The following is a 19298-nucleotide window of genomic DNA, read 5'->3' on the forward strand; positions in this document are numbered from 1 at the left end:
TATCGCCAAATTGATGAATGGCCGTCCTCGCCAAACCCTGAATTGGAAAACGCCGGAAGAGGCTATGGCCATGGAACTGGCCGCAGCCGGCTTAGCTAAACGTTGCACTTGATTCTTGAGACCGCCAAGTGCCCCAGCACACTTAGCGGAGCGTCTCCAGCCGTAGCTCGTACTTATCCATTACACGCACCGCACGCCGTACCCGCAAATCAGACGCATGTCGGTCCACAATGTCAAGCACGTGGTCTGCGTCACACTGGCAACCGATCACCAGCCCTATCAATGCGCCCGGTTCGAGCCGCAGAATCGAGTCCGCCGTGCGCAGCATGTCCCGCAGGGGGTGAATGCTCTCCTCGGCAATAAGCCGGTACTCGTTCTCGTACGCCCATACGTCAGATTTCGTGAAGATCGGCACGAGCGCGGCGTTCTCCTCCGCGTCGTACACTCGGACGGTCGGGTAGTCGCTGCTGTAATCCACACGGAATGCTGACAACATTTGACCGGCCCGCGCATCGAACTCTAGGGCCACGCCCCGATGATTGTCCCCGTAGTGTGCCCACATGAGCTGGATCAGCGGATCAGGCGAGAGGCAGTACACACGGTAATTTTCGTCAATGGCCCGAAGGTTCCCGTCTCTTACAAGCTCCACCGTCGCACGCAGCAACTCCGGATTAGCGCGCATTTCGTCGGCGTCGGCTGGTTGCACGCTCGCAGCAGCGATCAGCCATTGAAGGTGACGCTCTCGCTCGTCCGGATCATCAAGAATGCTACTGTTGAACCACGGTTTGCTGTCCCACGGATCGTTGAAGCCCGACGGCTTCGACATGCGGATCGTCCGTTCCCGCAGAGTTTGCGTCAGGTAGCCGACGCTCTCGTCCTTGAAGGACTGGTAGTGATATAGGGACCTATGACGTTCAGCCGCCGCGTTAATAACCCGCATGTGTCCTCCGCCGTTCATTGCCCTGTACCCATCAAGTCGGTGCGTGCACGTACGTCTCCACTAGACTAGCAGTTCGGCGCATCTCCTGTTTCTACACAACTGCCCGCAGGGGCAGCGAAATCCGGCAGTGCCTTGGTGGTCGGGGCTTTGACGGATTCGATGATCCTCTTCCCGTGCCACGCCCAAAGTTCGGGGGAAGGACGCTCGGGGACTCAGGCAGTTCACGGCGCGCTGTAGGGTCGTGCAGAAATCTCTATTGAATTTCGGTTCGGCAGTTTGCGCCGGATGTCTTCGAAGGAAGTAGAATCTCGCCACACTCTCGCCACAATGGGAGTGCAGCAGACCTGCATACAATCCTAACCAAGCGGTTAACGCGAAATTGTAAGTGCTTGAATAAGCGAGGAATTCTGGCCCGCCCTACACGATTCGAACGTGTGACCTACGGCTTAGAAGGCAGAAGGACTGGACGTTCTTTGAAGTTGATCAATGTTGACCGACAGCAGTAATCAATTGAATATACTTATATTTTACAAAACCATCGACATCTTCATGTTGACCAAGATTGATCCACTTCCCTAGAATAGGGTTACATGGCGGTTACATGAACCAACCGTCCCCGAACAAGATGGATCGCAATGTCAAAGGTCAACTTCACAGTAGCACGCGTGGACGCACATCAATGCCAGCCCGGAAAATCCCAAGCTTTCATGTGGGACAGCCGGGCACCGGGCCTTGGACTGCGGGCCACCGCTAACGGCGCCAAGTCCTATATCTTTCAGGCCAAAGTTCACGGAAACACGATCCGAGTGACGATCGGCGATCCCCGCAGCCTCACAATCGAAAAGGCACAAGCCGAGGCGAGACGGCTGCAGACACTCGTCAGCGAAGGAAAGGATCCCCGAGAAGTCGCCGCCGAAGAGAAGGAGGAGCGTGCCCGTGCGCGGGCGGAGCGATTGGCGCGCGAAGCGAACGAACAACGACTCGCCGAAGCGGAGCGCTTGCGCACAACACTCCAGGCGCGAACCGCTTGGGACGTCTATCTCGCCGCGCCCCACGAAAAATGGGGCGACCGACATCGTGCAGACCATATCCAAGCTGCGGCACCTGGTGGAGAGCCAAAGAAGCGGGGACCCGGGCTCACCGTCGCCGGACCGCTCGCCACCCTCCTTGACATGCCCCTCTCTCAGATTGATGCGGCGACCGTAAAAGCATGGTTCGTTAGCCAACAAGCCACTCGTGAAACGATGGCCACGAATGCATATCGAAAATTCCGGGCATTCATTCGGTGGTGCGCTGCGTCCGATCAGTTTCGCGCCGCGACAAACGCGGACTGCTGCACTGATCCATCGGTCATGGACGCGATTCCGCGTCAGCGAGCAAAGGAGGGAGATTGCCTTCAGCGAGAGCAATTGCCCGCTTGGTTCGGGACGGTACGCAGCATTCCCAATCCGGTGATTTCCGCATACCTTCAAGGCCTCTTAATCACAGGTGCTCGGCGGGAGGAGCTCGCCTCGTTGCAATGGACTGACGTCGATTTCCGCTGGCGAAGCCTCACTTTGAATGACAAGATCGAAGGGACTGGCGGCCGCACAATCCCTCTCACCCCGTATTTGGCGAGCCTTCTGTTAAACCTCAAGCAGATAAACGAGACCCCACCGAACAGACGACAACTGGCTGATCTGATCGAAAAAGGGAAGTCGTGGGCGCCTTCCGCGTGGGTATTCACCAGCAACAGGTCGGAAGACGGAAAACTTGCCGAGCCCCGAAAAGCCCATAACAGCGCACTGACGGCTGTTGACCTACCTCACCTTACCTTGCACGGTCTGCGGCGGTCGTTTGGCACGCTTTCCGAGTGGGTCGAAGTGCCAACCGGCGTCGTAGCACAAATCCAAGGTCACCGACCGTCTGCAATTGCCGAAAAGCACTATCGCAGGCGCCCGATCGATCTTCTGCGCAAGTGGCACGACTTGAAAGAAGCATGGCTCCTTGAGCAAGCAGGCATCGATATGTGTGGCACATAACGCATTTCGTGCGGCTGTCGATCAAGCCAATGGTCGACGCCCCCCCCACTCGATCATCAACAAGTCTCGCAAACCCACATGATTAAAGGGTTTCGCTGTGATCGACATAGGTCTTTACTGTCGCTTTTACCATCAACGCCACACCTCTTTTGCTGGCGAGAGAGATGGGACTGTTTGGGGGCCGCGACGTTTTCGACTACATGGTCAATCGTCCCAAACCATACCGAGCAAATCACCACGATTCAGCCACATCTCTGACCTGCCTCGGCTGCTTGCGTTCAAACATCACGCAGCACGATGAGTCCGCACTCTGCCCCTTAACCGCGACAAGGTTCTTGAAGGCTGCTCGATGGGACGACAGCTGTCATATCTTCCAGACCTCAAAGCCAGAACTTAGCGCTGAAATTGTTCAATCGGCGCGTGTGTGCATCTAGTTTTACCTGGAAGACTTTCGGAATCTCTCCGCCGTCGCCACCGTCCCTGAAAAAGTCCCTGACCGAGTGGAGCGCCAGGCTCTTGAGGTGCTCCCATTCGCGGTACAGCGTCTCCTGTCGTTCCTGGGCTTGTCGCGCAGCGCTTGGCTTGCGCTTCGGCGGAGCCAGGGTGAAGTCGGGCCGAATATCTACATCATGGAAAATAGTGATGTCGCCATAGGCCCATGGGTCCGCGGCCGAAGGGCGCCACCGATAGTTCACCCGCACGGATATCCTCTCGCCGAACCGATGGGGTGGCATGATCAGGTCATCGACATGGAAGCGCTGCCCCTCTTCCTCTTCCGTAGCCATCCGCTGCTTCATTAGCAGCACCGCGTGTAACAGATCCCTGCCAGCGGAAAGAGCATCGTACCTCGTCTCGGCACGCTTCTTTTCGGCTTTCGCCTTGCTGTACGTATCCAGTGCCTTTTCTAACTCGCGAACTTTCGAGGCGATGTAGGGGCCGCAGTTGTCGAGCCGCAGCGGTCGCAATGCAGAGAGCCGCTCCTCTTGCAGGCACTGGTCGATGAGCTCGTTCAGCACATCGCGCTCAACCGCTCTCAGAGCCTCCTGGTCAGCGCGGGGAATGTTTATCTCACCCATGTAGTTCGACTCTTCAATAAGCTAGCAGCTGTGTCATCGATCGGCCTCCACGAACATCCGACGACGGAATATAGAGAAATCACGCCGGCAGTTGACCAGGAGCGCCGGGAATGCCCAGCAAGATCCTCTGCATCTGCTCATTGAGCTCGTAGGCAATTGTCTGCCCAACCGAATCCTCTCGATCGAGAGGATTTGCCAGTTTAGCCATCTTCAGGATGGTCGGTACTTCATTGCCATTGGGCAGATGTAGCCTGACCACCGCCTGACCAAAATAGAATACCAGCGGCGAGGCCCGGTGCGCGAACAGCGGCTCCCACTCCGAGGCAGGTCTACCGGTCTCGACCGCAGCGATCAGCTCGTCCATTTGCGTGCCCAGCGCTGCTTGCGCTCGGTTCAGCGAGGCGTAGGTGCTTTTCCAGAGCTGTTCGTGCTGCAGTGAGTTCGCGAGACTGATGACAACCATACCTCGATCCGCAGGGCACGCGGCTGCGTCGATCTGCTTCGCAGCCTTCTGGATGTTTTCGAAGATGGTCTGCCCCGCATGCGAGCTCACTGTCTTGATTGCCAAGGCCCAACGAGATGCAGGAAAGCCCTCCGGCTCCACTCTGAACATCACGTCCGGGTTGTCACCCCTGGACGTCACCGGATGATCCAGTTGGACATCGTATGCGAAGTGGATGGCGAGCGAGCCCAGGTATAGCTCGGCCAGCTTTCGGTTGACGTCATCTCGGATGTCGCCGTTCTTCGGCTGTATGGCTGTCGCGAACTCGGCACCTGCCTCGAACAACCTCAAGTGCGGGACGAACGACTTGAATTCAGGCTGGGTCTCGACAGCCAGTAGCTTCGCCGCGAAGTCGTACATACCGCCGGCATCTGCCAGCAACTGGGGATTGCCAGCCAACGCACCGAGATTGCGGGTGGACTCGAGCAACTGCAGCGGCGAGAGGAACTCATCTTCGATTCTGGAGCCGACCGCTGGATCAATGCCGAACGAGTGCAACAGATTGATAAATCGGTCGACGATGTCGTCGGCATCTTCAAAGCTCGTAAAACTCATTCTCCCTCCGTGGTTGATTCGCCAAACGATGGACCTTCGTCACACACCGAGGCCATCGATACCCTGTTCCGCTTTAAAGAGCACTGAGGCGGAAGCACACTCCGAAGTGTTCGACCTTGCACGCCAGCTGCATTCTTTCGCAGGTCATCTCCGAGCCCTGGCCCCTCGCAATCGTAGCGAGAAGCAACAGTCCAACTAGCGCGACTCAGGTCTTCTGAGCATCTTTCGCCTCGTAGATTCTTCGAGCAAGAAGGCTGGCGAAGATCAGATACTGCGCGGCCTTCTGCGAGTCTAGATCATGATTTAGCGAATGAGCCTTGGGATTGCGAATGCCAAGGTAAGCACCGGCCAAAATTTGCATGAACCCTTTCTGGTCATTTCTGCCCGACTCCGTTGCGAGTTCGCTGAGGATCAATTGCGGCTTCTCCAAGCTCAACACTTGTGTTGCCAACGCCGCACCGTCAAGATCCAAGCCGGTGCGCTCTCGCATCAGATCAAAGATTGCAACGACCGAGTTCAACACAGCATCGCGGTAGTGTCCGTCCACATAGTGCTGGAAGGCATGCGCGACGATAACCGGATGCAGCAGTTCCTCGAAGCCCATGTTCGGTTTGGTGCCTGTCGCGTCGCGCACATGCGCTTCTGCCCTCACCTCCACTTGGGGCAGATCGCGCGCAAGAATGTCGTCGTAGTCGTTGGCGTCACCAAATCCGATATGCCTCCCAAGATTTCCCATATCTTGTTCAGGGAATCCTGCGCCGGTCCACAGCGTACGTAGCAGTTGATAGTCAGCTTTCAAATAGCCATTGATCAATTTGGCCCCTGCTTTATCGCCGCTCGCAAGGAGGCCTTGCGCGTCGATCGTTTTCTGACGCATTGCCCGAAACACGGCATTTACCTCCAAGTACCATTCCAGCATCGCGTCTTTCCCCGTTGATCTTTTCCATTTAACAAGGCATCACAGATGCGGCATGACGCCAGGGCGGCCGTCGGCAGCGTCGCGTAACGCACTAGCATTTGTACTTCTACTTTTTTCTCAGCAGCAACTGAATCATGGCGAACAGTCGGTGGAACAGGTAGTCGACCTGATCCACATCGATCACCGGTACCTGACTGATCTCCGAATGTCGAATAAGGTGACTGTTTCCAATCGAGTTCAGCTCTGTCGCTTCTGCTTCCAGTCTCTCCCGCAGCGACGGCACGGAAGTCACCGCGTCGAGGATGATCTTGACCGAGCGCTTCTTGTCGGTCGGGTCAGCCAGTGATTTGAGCCGCTCCCATGCGTCCCATAGCCGCTCCAGCGCTTCGCGCCGCACCAAGGGATTGCGGTCAGAAAACTTAGCTCGGCACTCGTCGAGCATGTTGTCGAGCGTGCGATCCCCGGTATTGAAGAACGTTCGTTTCAGTTCTTCTCCAAGCACCGGCGGAAGCACTCGTTCAATTCGACCATTGAGCAGCATCTCGAACGCAACTCCGTTGCGCGCGAATATGCGATTGACAGTCACGCGGAAATCCTCCTGCCCCGCCTCCTGGTCGAAGCTCAGGTGGTGATGACTGAAGAAGTCGTGATACTTCCCCGAGATCGGCTTTGCTACTGATGCGTGAACGAACTCGATGAAGTCCAAGACAAGCAAAGTGTCCGGCGCAAACGGCTGGCGCTCAGCAAAGTAGCCCTCCCCATCAATGGAGACGGTCTCCAACGGCCAAGCCAGGCCCGGCATTTCTGCTCTTACGGAAGCAGCCAAGGCGTCCGCATCGCCTCCGCAAGTGGCTTGTCCATCCGGACAGCGTTCGGGAAAGCGCAGGCCGAATGCGCCGCTATTGATCAACGCCTGCACCGTTGCCACCAGCCCCGCCCAGACTGTGGGCGAGATTACCTGCTCAGTGCGTGCACGTGGACCGTTCTGACGATCGCTGAAGTAGTCGCTCATCGCGTTGACTCCGTTTCCTGCCGCGACGCGATGGTGGCGAGCTGTCTATCCAAAATTCTCGTTCCCCTGAGCAAGACCATGGTGTTCATCCTTGTTGCCTCAGCAGCGACGTGCTAATTGGACCAATGCATGCTTCTAGCTGCTCTCTGCCCAAATCGTTTACGGCTTCCGGCGTCACGCATCCGACGTTGAAAAGCCCAAGGTATTGCCCCCTAGTCAGAGAGAGCGGCAAGTTTGTGAGCGGCAGCGCACCAGCCGGGAGGCCGAATTCGAGTCGCTGCAAGACCTCGTCGAGTCCCGCCAGGAATGCGGGCTGATCCGGGAAGAGCACCGACAGGATTTGGTGCGCCGAGCGCAGGTGAAATCGGGTTGCGTCGGCGATACCGATGATGTTCCCGTATCCGACGGCGCCACCGAAGGGCGTGGTCGAGAACCGCTTCTCCAACACATCGACGGGGGTGCCCTCGATCCAGTCGTACAAGAGCGCCGCGCGCTTGCATCGGCACCAGAACTTAATCTCGTCCCGGCAGTATCGCTGCAGCGCCTGCGCCATCGCATGACCATAACGCTGCGCCACATCATTAGCGCGCACGCTCTCCGACCTGCCCCGCTTCATGACCGGCGTGTAGATCGCATCCATCTCGTCGAGGACCTGCACCATTGCCAGCACCTGCGTGGGCGACGTCTGTGCAGCGTTCAGTTGTTTCATCAACTCGACCAGCCGCAGGCTCGATTCGAACGACAAAGACGAAGCGCCGCAGGCGCGTCCGAGCAGGGTCAGGTGGATTAACTCAGCCTCGCGCTCGGCCAGCCCCGCCTGCAACAGACGCTCGACCAAAGCGGTGACTTCATGCTCCACCATCGCGATCCATTGCGGGTTTGCGCGTGATGCAGAGTAGCCGCCGAACGTGTTGACCAGGAGGCCAGGAATTTCGGTGGTGCGCAAGCCCCGAACCTGGCTAAGCAAGCGCAATGTCCAGGTTGGCAGGTCGCGATGTTGGAAAGATGACTTCACGTCTTCTGGCACGCCGAGCACGTACTTCTGGAATAGCTGGGCACGTTCCATCGGGGTGTCGGCGAGGATGATGGCCTTGCCGGTCTCGTTGTATCCGAGCCGTCCCGCCCGTCCTGCCATGTTCTTGTACTCGGCGACGGTGAATGGCCGGCCATCCTCACCGACGAACTCATTCTCGGCCAGGATCACCGTAGATGCCGGGGTGTTGATACCGGCCGCCAGCGTCGTGGTGGCCACCAGCGCATGGATACCGCCGCAGGCTTCGCGATAACCTTTCTCGACGGCTTCACGCTCCGCGCGCAAGAGATTGGTGTTGTGGAACGCAGTGCCACCCGCAAGGCATTCGCGCAGATCTTGCGAGGCACCGGTCAAATCCTGAGTCGGCAGCGCGCCCAAGACGGTAGTCGCAGGACCCAGGCCCAATTCCTTGGACAAGTATTTGGCGCAGCCCTGTGCCGGACCGCGCATGTTGCGGAAGACCAGCAACTTTTCGCCATGCGCGACAAGTTGCTGAACCAGCGGCACGATCACGTCTTGCGAGCTGGGTTTGTCGCGACGCTGCACGATGTGATGCGCAGGCAACAGGATTTCCGTTTTGGTGGTGCCGTCCGTATCGACGAACTGGAACGTCCCGCGCCGATCAAGCACGCCCTCGACCAGGGGCACAGGCCGCTCGCGGGACATCAGCAACGGCAGGTCGAGCCAACGATCGAAGCTGTTGAGGTTGCCAATGACCGCCGACAGGATCACCAATTGCGGTTCGATGCCACGCTGACGCGCCCGCAGCAGAAGCGCGAAGATCAACTCGACCGTAATGCCTCGATGCGGGTCCGTGATGAACTGCCCCTCGTCAAATACGACGAGGCCGACCTGGTTGAGTAGGAGCGGCGAGCCGAGCGCCAGATTGAGAAAAGTTTCGTAAGTGAAGAAGCCCAGGTCATAGCGGCCGCCCAACACGGGGCCCGTGCCATCCGTTGCATCACCGCTGCAACGAACCACGCGCAGCCCCGCGGGTCCGTATCGCTCGCTGAACTCCTCGAACTTCTCGTTGACCAGCGCCCGATACGGCAGCAGAAACGCCGCTTTCTTGCCGGCTGTGACTGCCTGAATTGCAGCTAGTTCGCCGATCATGGTCTTACCCGAGCTGGTCGGCGCGACCACCAGCAGCGATCTGCCGGCCAGTACGCCGTGTTCGTTGACTGCCTTGAGTTGCAGCGCGTTGAGGCCTTGCGGGAAGTCCATCGTCCACTGATCAACGATTTCCGGCGGAAAGCCGTGCGCGGAAAATTCCGCAAACGACCCCGACATTTGCTGGACCGCTCTGGCCGGGAACGCAGCCGCGTAGTTGTCGCCGCGCTTGAGAGTCGGAAACACGAGACCGCCCTGGACGTTACCTAGGAATACAGGCGTCTGTGTCACGCTGATACGCTCGGCCTCGACACGCGCCAGCCGGATGATCTCGCCGGCGATTTCCGGAAAGCTGACCGAGTCGCCGACCGCGCCCGTCAACGCTTCGATCACGGCATGCGTGAGCAGTCCGTGTCCGGTCCCCGGCTGCTCCCAGGCGGATTCGTTGGTTGCACAGGCGGCAAGCAGAATTCGCCCTTCGCCGTAAATCCCAGTCAACGCAAATGCGCTTCGCGGGCGCGCTGCGGCCTCCAGCACGCGCGCAGGCGCCTGCCCGCTGAAACAGCAGTCAAGCACGCACAGCACCGCACGCGCCTTCGTCGCCTTGAAAGCATCAGCCAAGCCCGCCATCGACAGCCCAGTACTCGAAAGATCGGCTGCGTTGGTATCGAACAGCACCAGGTTTCCATCGGGAGAACCGTGTCCAGCGAATGTGATGACGACCACGTCGTCCTGGCCCGCAGCCGACAGCGTTCCGAGGATGGCCTGCGACACCTCTGCATGCGTGGCGGCCTCATCGACAAGCAGTCGGCCAGCCAGGCCGTCGACGGTGTCGGTGAACAGCGCCCACAACGCCGTCGCATCGCGGCGGGCCCCGCCCAGTTCGGGGATCGTCGCGTCGAGGTGTTTGTTAATGCCCACGAAAATTGCTTTGATCGCCACGCCGCCCCCAAGATTCGTCGTATCCGCAAATAACGTTCGAACGTCTTTCTATTAGCTCAGTCCATAGAACTTGCTTAAGGCCGCTGCGAGAACCCCTCCAGCAGTCGACACGCTAACTTCCCACCCGCCGGACGCAGCCAGAGAAACCATCTTGCCAATCCACGTGCTTACTTTCGGGCCGAATCCCTTCCCATGAACCGGCTCAGGATCATCCCGCACCGCCAACTCCAGTTCTCGAATCTCGGTATCGCCAACACCTTGATTAGCCAGATAGCGCGCAAGCGAAGAAAAATCCGAAGCCGTGATGTGCTGAGTATTGGTCTGAGTGACCGAACTGCCTTCCACGTTACCCAAGATGCCTTGAAAGTTCTCAATGCGAATGTTTTGACTCTGCATGGCGGTTTGTTTCTCTTTCGAGGAAAATGAAAGTCCATCTCCGAGAATGCCCTCTGACTCGAGGGAAAGTGACCACTCCAAAATGCGCGTACGGACGGTGTTGATGATGGCGATTAGCTTGTTGGAACCAATCGCGCGCAACGGTCGAAGCGGCGCGATGCTGTCTTGCATTGACATCAAAATGCGCTCTTGCTCAGGCGAAAAATAAAACACGAGATACGCATTTTTCGAGCCTTCGATCAACTGCTGAATGGAGGCCACAGATTCCGTTACGTGAGCCAGGGTAATGGAATCATGTATGTCCTGTGGCACGAAGAAAGGCTGCAAACCATGAAAAGGGTTTTGAACTCGCAAATCCCCTTGGATAAGGCGGTAGCCAGGAAGCGGTTCACTGGCAACGCCTGCGTAACCATTCAGCTCAGCGAGAATCCATTCACGAAAAGTCGAGAGATTGAGTTTGGTCGCAACCATCAGCGCCTTACGAAGGAGGTCGCTTATATCGTGATTGCTGTCCGAGGCCAGCTCTTGGAGCTGGATGACAATAGGCTGTGCCATGAAAGCGCGCTATCTCCCAAGTTGATTGGCGGCCCTACAATTCCTTGTCTCCGCCGACGTCTAAGAATACCAGCACCTAGCCACAAACACGGCACTCGAAATATACAAAACTCCTGTCTTCGCCCCATCCAAAGAATGGCGAAGGTCATTTCTCTTGCTCGCGCCGAAATCCCTGATCTCCGGCCATGAGCGCTTCCAGCATGAGTGGGATCAGGCTCGCAGCATCGATTGCCTCTCGGTCGACAGCGGCAACAACATTTCCTTCGTCAACGCCGCGCGACCGCCCCGCTGAATCTCCATTCTTGCCATTCGCATTCCATTGCTCACCGAAATAGTCCATCGTCAATCGCCAGGTGCAAACGGCGCATTGAGATTGAACAGCCTCGTCGCCATGCCGCCAGGCTGTTCCGGTAAAATCACAACGTCCTGATCAATTTGCCACTGAGCCGCAGCCGCGGCCCCGCGCTCAATCTGATCGTGTGACAGCATGAACTTGATTCCGTCCAGATTCGATTTCGCGCTCTCGTTTCCTTGCCTCGCCGCAATGCTCATCCAAACATAGCCACGCACCGGATCTGCCCTCACTTTCCTGCCGTCCACGTATGCGTCAGCCAACCAGAATTGACCATCGGTATTTCCCGCACGCGCGGCCATCGTGAGCCATCGCAACCCTTCCACCTCATTGCGCTCGAATGGCGGCGTACCCCACAAGTAGAAGCGCCCCAACCAGGTTTGGGCGTCGGTATCGCCCGCACCCGCAGCACGAAGCATCCAACCCTTCCCCGTCTCGCCATCCTTAGCGACACCCCGCCCAGTGAGATACAGGCGCGCCACCATGACCTGTGCTGGCGCGAATCCAGCGCGTGCCGCCTTGAGGTACCAGCCGAACGCGCTCGTCGCGTCCTTTGCAACACCGTTACCGTAGAGATACATCCAACCGAGAGCGTTCCAGCCTGCAGGCAGTCCAGCGTTCGCCGCCTTTCGGTAAAAAAAGGCGGCGCGTTCGCCATCTAGCTTACGGCCACCTTTTCCGAGCGCATATAGTGTTCCAAGATCGATCAACGCACTCGCATCACCTGCCGCCGCACCCTTATTCAACCAGTCTTCCGCAAGCGCCGCATCAACAGGTACACCAAGGCCATTGGCATACAAACGACCTATCGCCGACATCGCCAACGCAAACTTCACGTTCGCCGCTCGCTTGTACCACGCCATCGCTTCAGGATAGTCGATCGATACGCCACGCCCCTTCTCGTAAGCGTTGCCGATCGCGAACTCCGCAGCGGACAACTTTGTCTTCGCCGCTTCACGATACAACGCCAGTGCACGCAATCCGTCCCGAGGAACGCCGATCCCGTTGTCATACAACGTCCCAAATAAGTAGAGCCCGAAGTCGTTGTGCTGACCGGCAGACAATCTGATCCAATGCACTGCCTGCTCGAGATCGCGGGGCACACCAATTCCGGTCGTCAAAATCTGGCCAAGTTGCGCTTGCGCTTGTGCATTACCCTGTTCAGCGTACTTGCGCAAAATTTGCGCTGCCTTGGCATAGCTCTCTGGACGAGGATCGACTGAAAGCAACGTAGCAGCCAAGATCACCTGCGCGTCGCTGTTGCCCGTCGCAGCAGCCTGCTCAACCAATTGTCGGCCTTTCGTCAATTCACGTGGCACACCAAGTCCGACGAGATACATCCATCCCAAGTCGGCCTTAGCGTGCGCGTCTCCGGTCGCCGTGAGCCGTTGCAGCTCAACGATGGCATCTTGATAACGACCGGCTTTCACTGCCGATTCGGCGTCTTCGACAGACGCATGGACCAACATAGCGCAACTGACGGTGCTGGCAAGCACAGTCAGTTGCAAGGCTCTAATGATTCTTCTATTCCGGATCATGTCGTCAATCAATTGCCCAGCGATCTGCACGCGTGTTTCGTTTACCTGGTCGAAACACCAAAATCAACGTGCCACCAAGGAGCAGCAAGCACCCTACCCACATCGTTGCTCCGGCCCACGGCACCGCATACCCCACGTAACCGGGACCAAGCGCGCCCACTAGTGCTCGACTATATGGAACGTAGCCTAGCAGCACAAAAAATGCGGACAACCCTGATACGAACAGGAATAAGCCCAGACACCATTGCCGAGCGCCCTTGCGAGTCGCCCGAACGGCAATGAGCGGAATTGCCGGCATCGCGAGGACGACCCATAAGCGTTGCGGACCGTTCGTAATATCAGCTAACCACCCTTTGTTGGTCAACTGCAGAAAGAAGACCGCGTAGAAGTACACTGCAGCAAAGATCCATAGCGCGCCGGCGATAGTGCCACGCTTCGTGGTATCCCTCTCGCACGCCAACACCACACCGTCCTTTAGATACTGCCGGGTACCACGACCATACAACATCGACAACACCAACAACGGCAAGATGGTGCCGCTTAACGCAAGCGGCCACGGCGCTAACACGAATATCGACAGCCCCCAGACAGTCGCTCCGCACGTATACAAGCTACGCCCTACTCGATGTCCCATCGAGATCAAGCTGACCGAAATCAGCGATACCATCGACCACACAATCGTTGTCGACCACAGAGCGACACGAGAAGGAGAATCAAATATCACGCTCCATCTCCCGTAGCTATGTAATAGCCACGTGAGAAAATGGATCATTGCGAAGCCTGACTGTAGCAATACTAAGCAGACGACAATCCAAACAGCTGTATACCGCTGCATACTAGCCTGCTGACAATCCCCATCAACTTCGACTTCCGGTCGTTGGTCCTTCATTCATTTCCCTCGTATTCCTAGCGTCTGTGCGAAGCTAGATCGTGCGTTACTCGCACCCGTAGACAAGTTTCGGCGCCACACCCCTCATCTCACCACAGTGTCCGGCGTTGACGGCGACCATCACTATTCAGGGCAATGTACGTTTTCGAAGCCACCTCTGTTTCTGGTCTACGACGCTACGCCACGCTCAACAAGCGACAACCACGTGCGGCTACAACGCGAACAATTGCCACATCGGAATTTGTATTGGCGCTCGCCGTTTGCCTCCGGCGGCCGATGCGTCGGCCCCAACGGCTGAACCGGTCCAGCACTGCCACATTTCTCGCATGTTCGCACGATAGGTTCGCGACCGATCCCCAGCTTCACGCGCGCTTCCATGTACCCGCTCGGATCGAGCACCAGCAACCATTGACGTAAGCCATACACCCAACGATTGGCAACCGCCGAATCAACGCCGAGCTCAAGGGCAGCAGCCTTACCGGTCTCTCGCCATCCCAACATCCGCGCCAGTTGCAGAGCATGCTTGCGCATGTGCGGGCCATTCAACGGTGTGTTCGATATTCGCGTGAAGTAGGACAAACATGCACGACATCGAAAACCCGGCAGGCCGTTCGGTCGCTGCTGCGGATGATATTCCGTGCATTCACTGCTACACCAGGGACATTCCGGCGGTATCGGATCGTGGCTCAACGCCGTTTCGATCCGTTCGAGCAAGAACTTCGACAGCACCACGTCCTCAACTCTCTCCACGGGCAGCCCGGCGGGCAATCGGCGCTCCGACGGTTTCCGGTCATTCCACAGCGCGCGATCCTGAACCTTCGCCTCGAGAGATGCATCACTGACGCTCGCAATACGGACCACGACTGGCACCGGCATCTTTGGATGCACCTTACGGCGCGCGCGAATCGCCGTGTCGATCGCGTCGTGCATTACTTCGCCTTCAACTGCCTCCCCGTGGCCCTGCAACACATCCAATAGCCGACTGCGCCCGCACTTCGGGCACCGAATACGTCGTCGCCGCTGAGGATCAAACCCGCCCGCCAAGAACCCGCCCACGAAGTCGCATTTTGTACAGCGTGCACGCGGGGCAACCCGCACACCGAGCCGAACATGTGCCTCCCATCGCCCCGACGGGTCGAGTTCGAGAAGGTAGCGCCGAAACGCCAGCAACCACGATAGCACCGCCTTTTGACTGCGCCCCAGCCGTTCGCCCGCCTGCATGAGCGACATCTGTCGCGACAGCAGCGGAATCATTTCCGTGCCCTTTGCCAGGTTCTTGAGGTTCGCAAACGGAGTCCCTGTCAAACGGTTGAAGCTCTTCTTGCACGCGTGGCAAAAATAGACCGGCAGTTTGCTTTTGCCGGAAGGTCGATCGGGACGGATGCGCAGCCCGTCACAATGCGGGCATCGCGGCACCGGCGTCGATGAAAGATGAATCAGATCGTACCAAGCCCGCATTAGGTAGTCCGTCAGGTCCCCGTCCTCGGTCTGCGCGTCATCGACGGGTTCCTTTGCGGTGATCGCGCCAACCGTGGCATCGAAGCGTCGTACTGGTATCGTCTCGCGATTCGCCCGACGCGTACTGCGTGGCTGCGGCTTGTCAGTTCTAGACATGGAGCATTAAGACTCTAGATGTGCACGGCAACGAGCGAATGGCAGTGCGGAACGGGAGCACCCGGTCGTCGCTCACGATCCATCAGCCTATCAACGCGTTGCATCAGCGCCTCGTCCATTTAGCGTCAACCGCTCCCCGGAGCGAGACCGGCAACCCGAGAACGATCAAATGCAGCACAAGCGGTACGAGTACACCGTCATCGACAATGCCAAGTATCGGTATCGCAAGATTGAATGGTTCGATCGCGTACAACGTGACAAGGCCGAGCACCGGGATCAGCCAACTGGGGCGGTCCGGATGACCAAGTGCGAGCCGTAGCACGCGCAAATCGTGTCGCGCAGTCTTCCAGAGCACGAGCAAGTGTTTCATTCAGCGTTTCTCCGATACGGGAAATCGTGCATAAGCGGCAGCCCCTCTCGCGACATTTGCGTCACTATCAGCAATACCAGCTGCGGCGGACGTAGCGTTACCATCGAGCGGTCGTCATGAACATGACATCATTCGAAATGGATGTCGACGGACAGAAGACTGGTCTCGTCAATACGGACAATGCAGTGCCGACCCGTCTCCAGCGTGTTGAGCAGCATGTAGTGCTGCTTCAACTGATCCCGCGAAGCCGTGGGATACGAGTTTCGCATCGCCTCGATCTGCGAATCAGTGACACTGTCAGGTGCAGATAAAACCGGACTGCACTTCAAGCTAATCGGTCGCCCGCTGTATGAGCCATTCACTCCGTCCGTTGTCTCATCGTCGATACCCTTCAAAACGACCGCCCCGTCGGCCTTCACGTCGTACTGGTCATGAGCAAAAAGCCCCTTCTTGACACACAGCGTGAGCGAACCGCTGGGCGTATTTGGCACACCGACGCCCGCAGTGCATGCTTCCTTGCCCGCAACCGGATCGAGTCGAATTGCACCCGGTGCGTCCGCAACCGCAAGTTGCGGCGCCAGCGCGATAGAGACCACGACGGAGATTGCGGAGGCAATTGAAATTGGCTTCATTTTTTCTTACGGGCTAGGTTACTGATGGCACGAGCGTACTCGATCTTCGGTAGATCAGACTTTGTGCGCCCACTCCACATCACTCATTGCTGGATCGCCGCGCTCTTCAGCATCCGGCCAACGAGGTCCGCACTTGCCCTTTCGACGGCGAGCGCCTGCAGTTGCTGCTGAATCACTGGCTTCGCGGCCTCGAACGTCGGCACTTGCGTCGGCCGCTTCGCATCCACCTTGACGATCGCGCGCGGCCCGTTGACGTCGTTGCTAAGCGGAATCGACTCCGGTGTCACGCCGCCAGCCGGCAATTTCGTCATCGCCTGTGCAACCGAAAGCTGCAATCCCTGCGTTTTGCCCTCCATCACCGGCGTCTTGAAGCTGACCCACGGCAGTTCGCCACCGGTGGCGGCAGTCGGTGCCTGGCTGTACTGCCTTGCAATTGCTTCGAACGAGTGACCGGACTTCAGTTGCGCCAGCGCAGTCGCGGCCGTGGCGGCATCCTTCGCGACGATGATGCGCGGCTTGAGCTCTTCCTTGCCCAGGGACGCGACGATTTCGTCGTAGCGCGCCTTGACTTGCGCATCGGTCACCGGCTCGGGTTTCACATTGTCCTTCAGATACAGTTGCGTCTCTGCGCCCGATTTCGCGATCTGCATCGCCTGCTTGACTTCCGGTTTGTCGCCATAGTTGGCCTTCTCGGCCGCTTGCTGGATCAGCACGCGCGCAATCAGCTGATTCTTGATCGCCTGACGGATCTGGGGCGTGTCCGGTTGCTTCGAAGCTTGCAGCACGGCGCGGACCTCAGCCTGCGTGATCGCCGTACCGTTGACCGTTGCGACGGTACCCGCCGGCAAGGATGAGGCCGCGCTTTGTGCGTGGGCGATCCCGCTCAGGGCTCCGGCGACGGCTGCAGCAATCAGCGCGTGGTTTAGCGTCGTTTTCATGATCTTTTCTCGCTACATCGAATAAAAGGGCGCGGCGATCCAATGCCGCGCAAAGGTGCCCCGATTCTCGGAGGGATGAAATCAAGACACGGGGGAAATACTCAGTACAGCCAGTTTGCCGTGCCCAGGACGAGCGTCGCCTTCGAACCCAGTGCGGCGGGTTGAGTCAATGCCCGGCCGACCAGCAGTTCGCCCGATAGCGCCTGCTTGTGCCACTGCCATTGGGCGCGCAGCCCAGCTCCGGCACCCGCGAGCGTCGGGAAACCGGGTACTGCGATCAGGTTCGCTTTGCCGGCGTCAAGGAACAGGTACGGCTCGATCCGCCCATCTTTCCAGGCTGGCGCGTTGACCCACGCGAGCTCGTTGCGCGAATAAAAGCCGCGGTCGCCCGCAATTTCACCCGATCGGAAGCCGCGGATCGTGTCCATGCCACCCAGATACAGTTGCTCTGAACCGAACAGCGCCATGTTCGTGTATTGCCCACCCAGCATTCCGCGATAGGCAAACAGCGCACGGCCGATTTTCGGTAGCGGGAGCGTGAAGGCTGCCGTCGCGTCCACCTTGGTGAACTGGCTGTGCGCGTCCTCGCGCGTGATGCCGTGCGGATCGTGGTTCGCACCAAGCCACGGCAAGCCTTGGGACACGCCGCCGTTAAGTGTGACGTTGCCTTGAGCGTCGTTCATCACGAACTTGTGCAACCAGTTGCCGCCGAGCCGGAACACCGCGAGGCGCTGCGGATCGAGATCGATCCCGTTCACCTCGCGGTCGGTGCGGCGCCACGATAACGTTGCATCGACACTGGTAATGTCGCTCGGCGTTCGGCTCACCAGATAGTTCCAGCCGAAGATGTGCGATAGCGTACGACCGTATTCGAGCGCCGTCGTGCCGATTACCTGCTGATACTCTGAGTCCGAGATCGTGTAACTGAACGTGTTCCGGCCGAACGGCACGGCAAACGAGCCTACGAGCGCATTGCTGTCGAGGCTATCGAGGAAATTCAGGCTGAGCGATTCCTGCAAACCAAGCAGGTTGTCGGCTTCGACGCCAGCACGGTAACGCGTGACGCCCGTCGCCGAACTGCCGTAGTTGTCGACACCCAGGTTGTAGTACAGCCGGTCTCCGGGCGGATTATTGATGGCGACAATCGAATCACCGGCGCTCTGACCCGGCAGGATCTGGATCGTCGCCTGATTGCGCCGCAGCCGGTTGATCTGTGCGACACCCTGATCGATGTCCGTCAGGCGCAACGGATCGCCAGACGCCGCGGGAAACGCATTCTCGTACCCCGCGTCAGTCAACCATCCGCCACCTGCCGAGGACTCCCCCGCCTTCAGACGATGGATCGGCTGGCCATTGACCATGAAGCTCGCAATACGGCCGACCTGAACCGTGACGCTCAGGGTTCTGGTGGCCAGGTTTTGCGGACCAAGCAATGCGCGCGTCGTTACAAAACCGCCCTCAACGAAGACATCGGTGAGCCGCTTCAGCAGCACATTGATGCGGTGCGAACCGAGATCGTGGTTGACGAACGGTCCGATCACCTCAGTGAGCTTCTTTCGCGAGATGCCCCCGGGCGGATCGAACGGTTTGCCATCGGCCCCCTGCAACACGATTCGCTGCACCGAAAAAGTCGGTCCGGATTCGACGATCTCATCGATCGGCGTGCCGAGAGGAATATCCAGCGTGGTTTCGGATGTCGGCGCAATCGTGATCGACGCAGGCGGCTGCTCCAGTTGCCGCTGCCGCGCCTGCTCACGCTGCTGCTCGATAATTAGTTGCGCAGGGTCCTGGACAGGTCGCGCGCCCGGCGGCGCGGTTTGGGCGTGGACAGGGTGAGAGGCAAGCCATCCCACGCAGGCAACCAGAACCGACGTTCCCAACCAGAGCTTCAGCAATACTCGCAT

At 58.3% G+C, this 19298-nt stretch carries 16 protein-coding genes; 1 reads left to right on the plus strand and 15 read right to left on the minus strand.

The window, feature by feature from the left end; all coding sequences use genetic code 11:
* Positions 1-142 precede the first annotated feature (142 nt).
* Positions 143-940, minus strand: coding sequence for a DUF2971 domain-containing protein (locus GD429_RS00005; RefSeq protein ID WP_193727027.1), 798 nt, complete (start codon positions 938-940; stop codon positions 143-145).
* A 635-nt stretch (positions 941-1575) separates the two neighbouring features.
* Here GD429_RS00005 and GD429_RS00010 point away from each other — a divergent pair.
* On the plus strand, positions 1576-2961 hold the full coding sequence (locus tag GD429_RS00010; RefSeq protein ID WP_152855140.1) for a tyrosine-type recombinase/integrase: 1386 nt from the start codon (positions 1576-1578) through the stop codon (positions 2959-2961).
* Between the two features lie 380 nt (positions 2962-3341).
* Here GD429_RS00010 and GD429_RS00015 read toward each other — a convergent pair whose 3' ends face one another.
* From GD429_RS00015 to GD429_RS00080, 14 genes are all read right to left on the minus strand, one after another.
* Positions 3342-4037 (minus strand): hypothetical protein, encoded by a 696-nt coding sequence (locus GD429_RS00015; RefSeq protein ID WP_152855141.1) that lies wholly within the window; start codon positions 4035-4037, stop codon positions 3342-3344.
* 79 nt (positions 4038-4116) lie between these two features.
* Positions 4117-5094, minus strand: a complete 978-nt coding sequence (locus GD429_RS00020) for a hypothetical protein (protein ID WP_152855142.1) — start codon at positions 5092-5094, stop codon at positions 4117-4119.
* Positions 5095-5299: 205 nt separating this feature from the next.
* Entirely contained in the window at positions 5300-6013 is a 714-nt protein-coding gene (locus tag GD429_RS00025; protein WP_152855143.1) for a TIGR02391 family protein, read from the minus strand.
* 106 nt (positions 6014-6119) lie between these two features.
* Entirely contained in the window at positions 6120-7025 is a 906-nt protein-coding gene (locus GD429_RS00030; protein ID WP_152855144.1) for an AbiJ-NTD4 domain-containing protein, read from the minus strand.
* 85 nt (positions 7026-7110) lie between these two features.
* The gene (locus GD429_RS00035; protein ID WP_321574293.1) at positions 7111-10110 is read right to left on the minus strand and encodes a DEAD/DEAH box helicase; all 3000 of its coding nucleotides are present in this window, start codon (positions 10108-10110) and stop codon (positions 7111-7113) included.
* 51 nt (positions 10111-10161) lie between these two features.
* A complete protein-coding gene (locus tag GD429_RS00040) occupies positions 10162-11061 on the minus strand; it encodes a hypothetical protein (RefSeq protein ID WP_152855145.1) in 900 nt (299 codons plus the stop codon).
* Between the two features lie 145 nt (positions 11062-11206).
* The gene (locus GD429_RS00045) at positions 11207-11401 is read right to left on the minus strand and encodes a DUF2274 domain-containing protein (protein WP_152855146.1); all 195 of its coding nucleotides are present in this window, start codon (positions 11399-11401) and stop codon (positions 11207-11209) included.
* A 2-nt stretch (positions 11402-11403) separates the two neighbouring features.
* Positions 11404-12981, minus strand: a complete 1578-nt coding sequence (locus GD429_RS00050; protein WP_321574294.1) for a tetratricopeptide repeat protein — start codon at positions 12979-12981, stop codon at positions 11404-11406.
* A complete protein-coding gene (locus GD429_RS00055) occupies positions 12956-13840 on the minus strand; it encodes a hypothetical protein (protein ID WP_152855147.1) in 885 nt (294 codons plus the stop codon). The genes GD429_RS00050 and GD429_RS00055 overlap by 26 nt, the downstream gene beginning before the upstream one ends.
* A gap of 168 nt (positions 13841-14008) precedes the next feature.
* The gene (locus GD429_RS00060; protein ID WP_227791507.1) at positions 14009-15298 is read right to left on the minus strand and encodes a DUF746 domain-containing protein; all 1290 of its coding nucleotides are present in this window, start codon (positions 15296-15298) and stop codon (positions 14009-14011) included.
* 259 nt (positions 15299-15557) lie between these two features.
* A complete protein-coding gene (locus GD429_RS00065) occupies positions 15558-15824 on the minus strand; it encodes a hypothetical protein (RefSeq protein WP_152855149.1) in 267 nt (88 codons plus the stop codon).
* A gap of 128 nt (positions 15825-15952) precedes the next feature.
* On the minus strand, positions 15953-16456 hold the full coding sequence (locus tag GD429_RS00070) for a hypothetical protein (RefSeq protein ID WP_152855150.1): 504 nt from the start codon (positions 16454-16456) through the stop codon (positions 15953-15955).
* 83 nt (positions 16457-16539) lie between these two features.
* Entirely contained in the window at positions 16540-17394 is an 855-nt protein-coding gene (locus tag GD429_RS00075; protein ID WP_152855151.1) for a peptidyl-prolyl cis-trans isomerase, read from the minus strand.
* Between the two features lie 101 nt (positions 17395-17495).
* Positions 17496-19298, minus strand: coding sequence for a ShlB/FhaC/HecB family hemolysin secretion/activation protein (locus GD429_RS00080; protein ID WP_152855152.1), 1803 nt, complete (start codon positions 19296-19298; stop codon positions 17496-17498).

The organism is Burkholderia sp. BE17, from assembly GCF_009362305.1.
In the GTDB taxonomy this organism is placed as follows: domain Bacteria; phylum Pseudomonadota; class Gammaproteobacteria; order Burkholderiales; family Burkholderiaceae; genus Burkholderia; species Burkholderia pyrrocinia_C.

What these genes read in the sequence shown, in the direction of transcription:
- GD429_RS00005 (WP_193727027.1), bottom strand. Translation starts at nt 940, where the DNA reads ATGCGGGTTATTAACGCGGCGGCTGAACGTCATAGGTCCCTATATCAC.
- GD429_RS00030 (WP_152855144.1), bottom strand. Translation starts at nt 7,025, where the DNA reads ATGAGCGACTACTTCAGCGATCGTCAGAACGGTCCACGTGCACGCACT.
- GD429_RS00040 (WP_152855145.1), bottom strand. Translation starts at nt 11,061, where the DNA reads ATGGCACAGCCTATTGTCATCCAGCTCCAAGAGCTGGCCTCGGACAGC.
- GD429_RS00015 (WP_152855141.1), bottom strand. Translation starts at nt 4,037, where the DNA reads ATGGGTGAGATAAACATTCCCCGCGCTGACCAGGAGGCTCTGAGAGCG.
- GD429_RS00025 (WP_152855143.1), bottom strand. Translation starts at nt 6,013, where the DNA reads ATGCTGGAATGGTACTTGGAGGTAAATGCCGTGTTTCGGGCAATGCGT.
- GD429_RS00065 (WP_152855149.1), bottom strand. Translation starts at nt 15,824, where the DNA reads ATGAAACACTTGCTCGTGCTCTGGAAGACTGCGCGACACGATTTGCGC.
- GD429_RS00060 (WP_227791507.1), bottom strand. Translation starts at nt 15,298, where the DNA reads ATGCGGGCTTGGTACGATCTGATTCATCTTTCATCGACGCCGGTGCCG.
- GD429_RS00070 (WP_152855150.1), bottom strand. Translation starts at nt 16,456, where the DNA reads ATGAAGCCAATTTCAATTGCCTCCGCAATCTCCGTCGTGGTCTCTATC.
- GD429_RS00075 (WP_152855151.1), bottom strand. Translation starts at nt 17,394, where the DNA reads ATGAAAACGACGCTAAACCACGCGCTGATTGCTGCAGCCGTCGCCGGA.
- GD429_RS00020 (WP_152855142.1), bottom strand. Translation starts at nt 5,094, where the DNA reads ATGAGTTTTACGAGCTTTGAAGATGCCGACGACATCGTCGACCGATTT.
- GD429_RS00080 (WP_152855152.1), bottom strand. Translation starts at nt 19,298, where the DNA reads ATGCGAGTATTGCTGAAGCTCTGGTTGGGAACGTCGGTTCTGGTTGCC.
- GD429_RS00045 (WP_152855146.1), bottom strand. Translation starts at nt 11,401, where the DNA reads ATGGACTATTTCGGTGAGCAATGGAATGCGAATGGCAAGAATGGAGAT.
- GD429_RS00010 (WP_152855140.1), top strand. Translation starts at nt 1,576, where the DNA reads ATGTCAAAGGTCAACTTCACAGTAGCACGCGTGGACGCACATCAATGC.
- GD429_RS00055 (WP_152855147.1), bottom strand. Translation starts at nt 13,840, where the DNA reads ATGAAGGACCAACGACCGGAAGTCGAAGTTGATGGGGATTGTCAGCAG.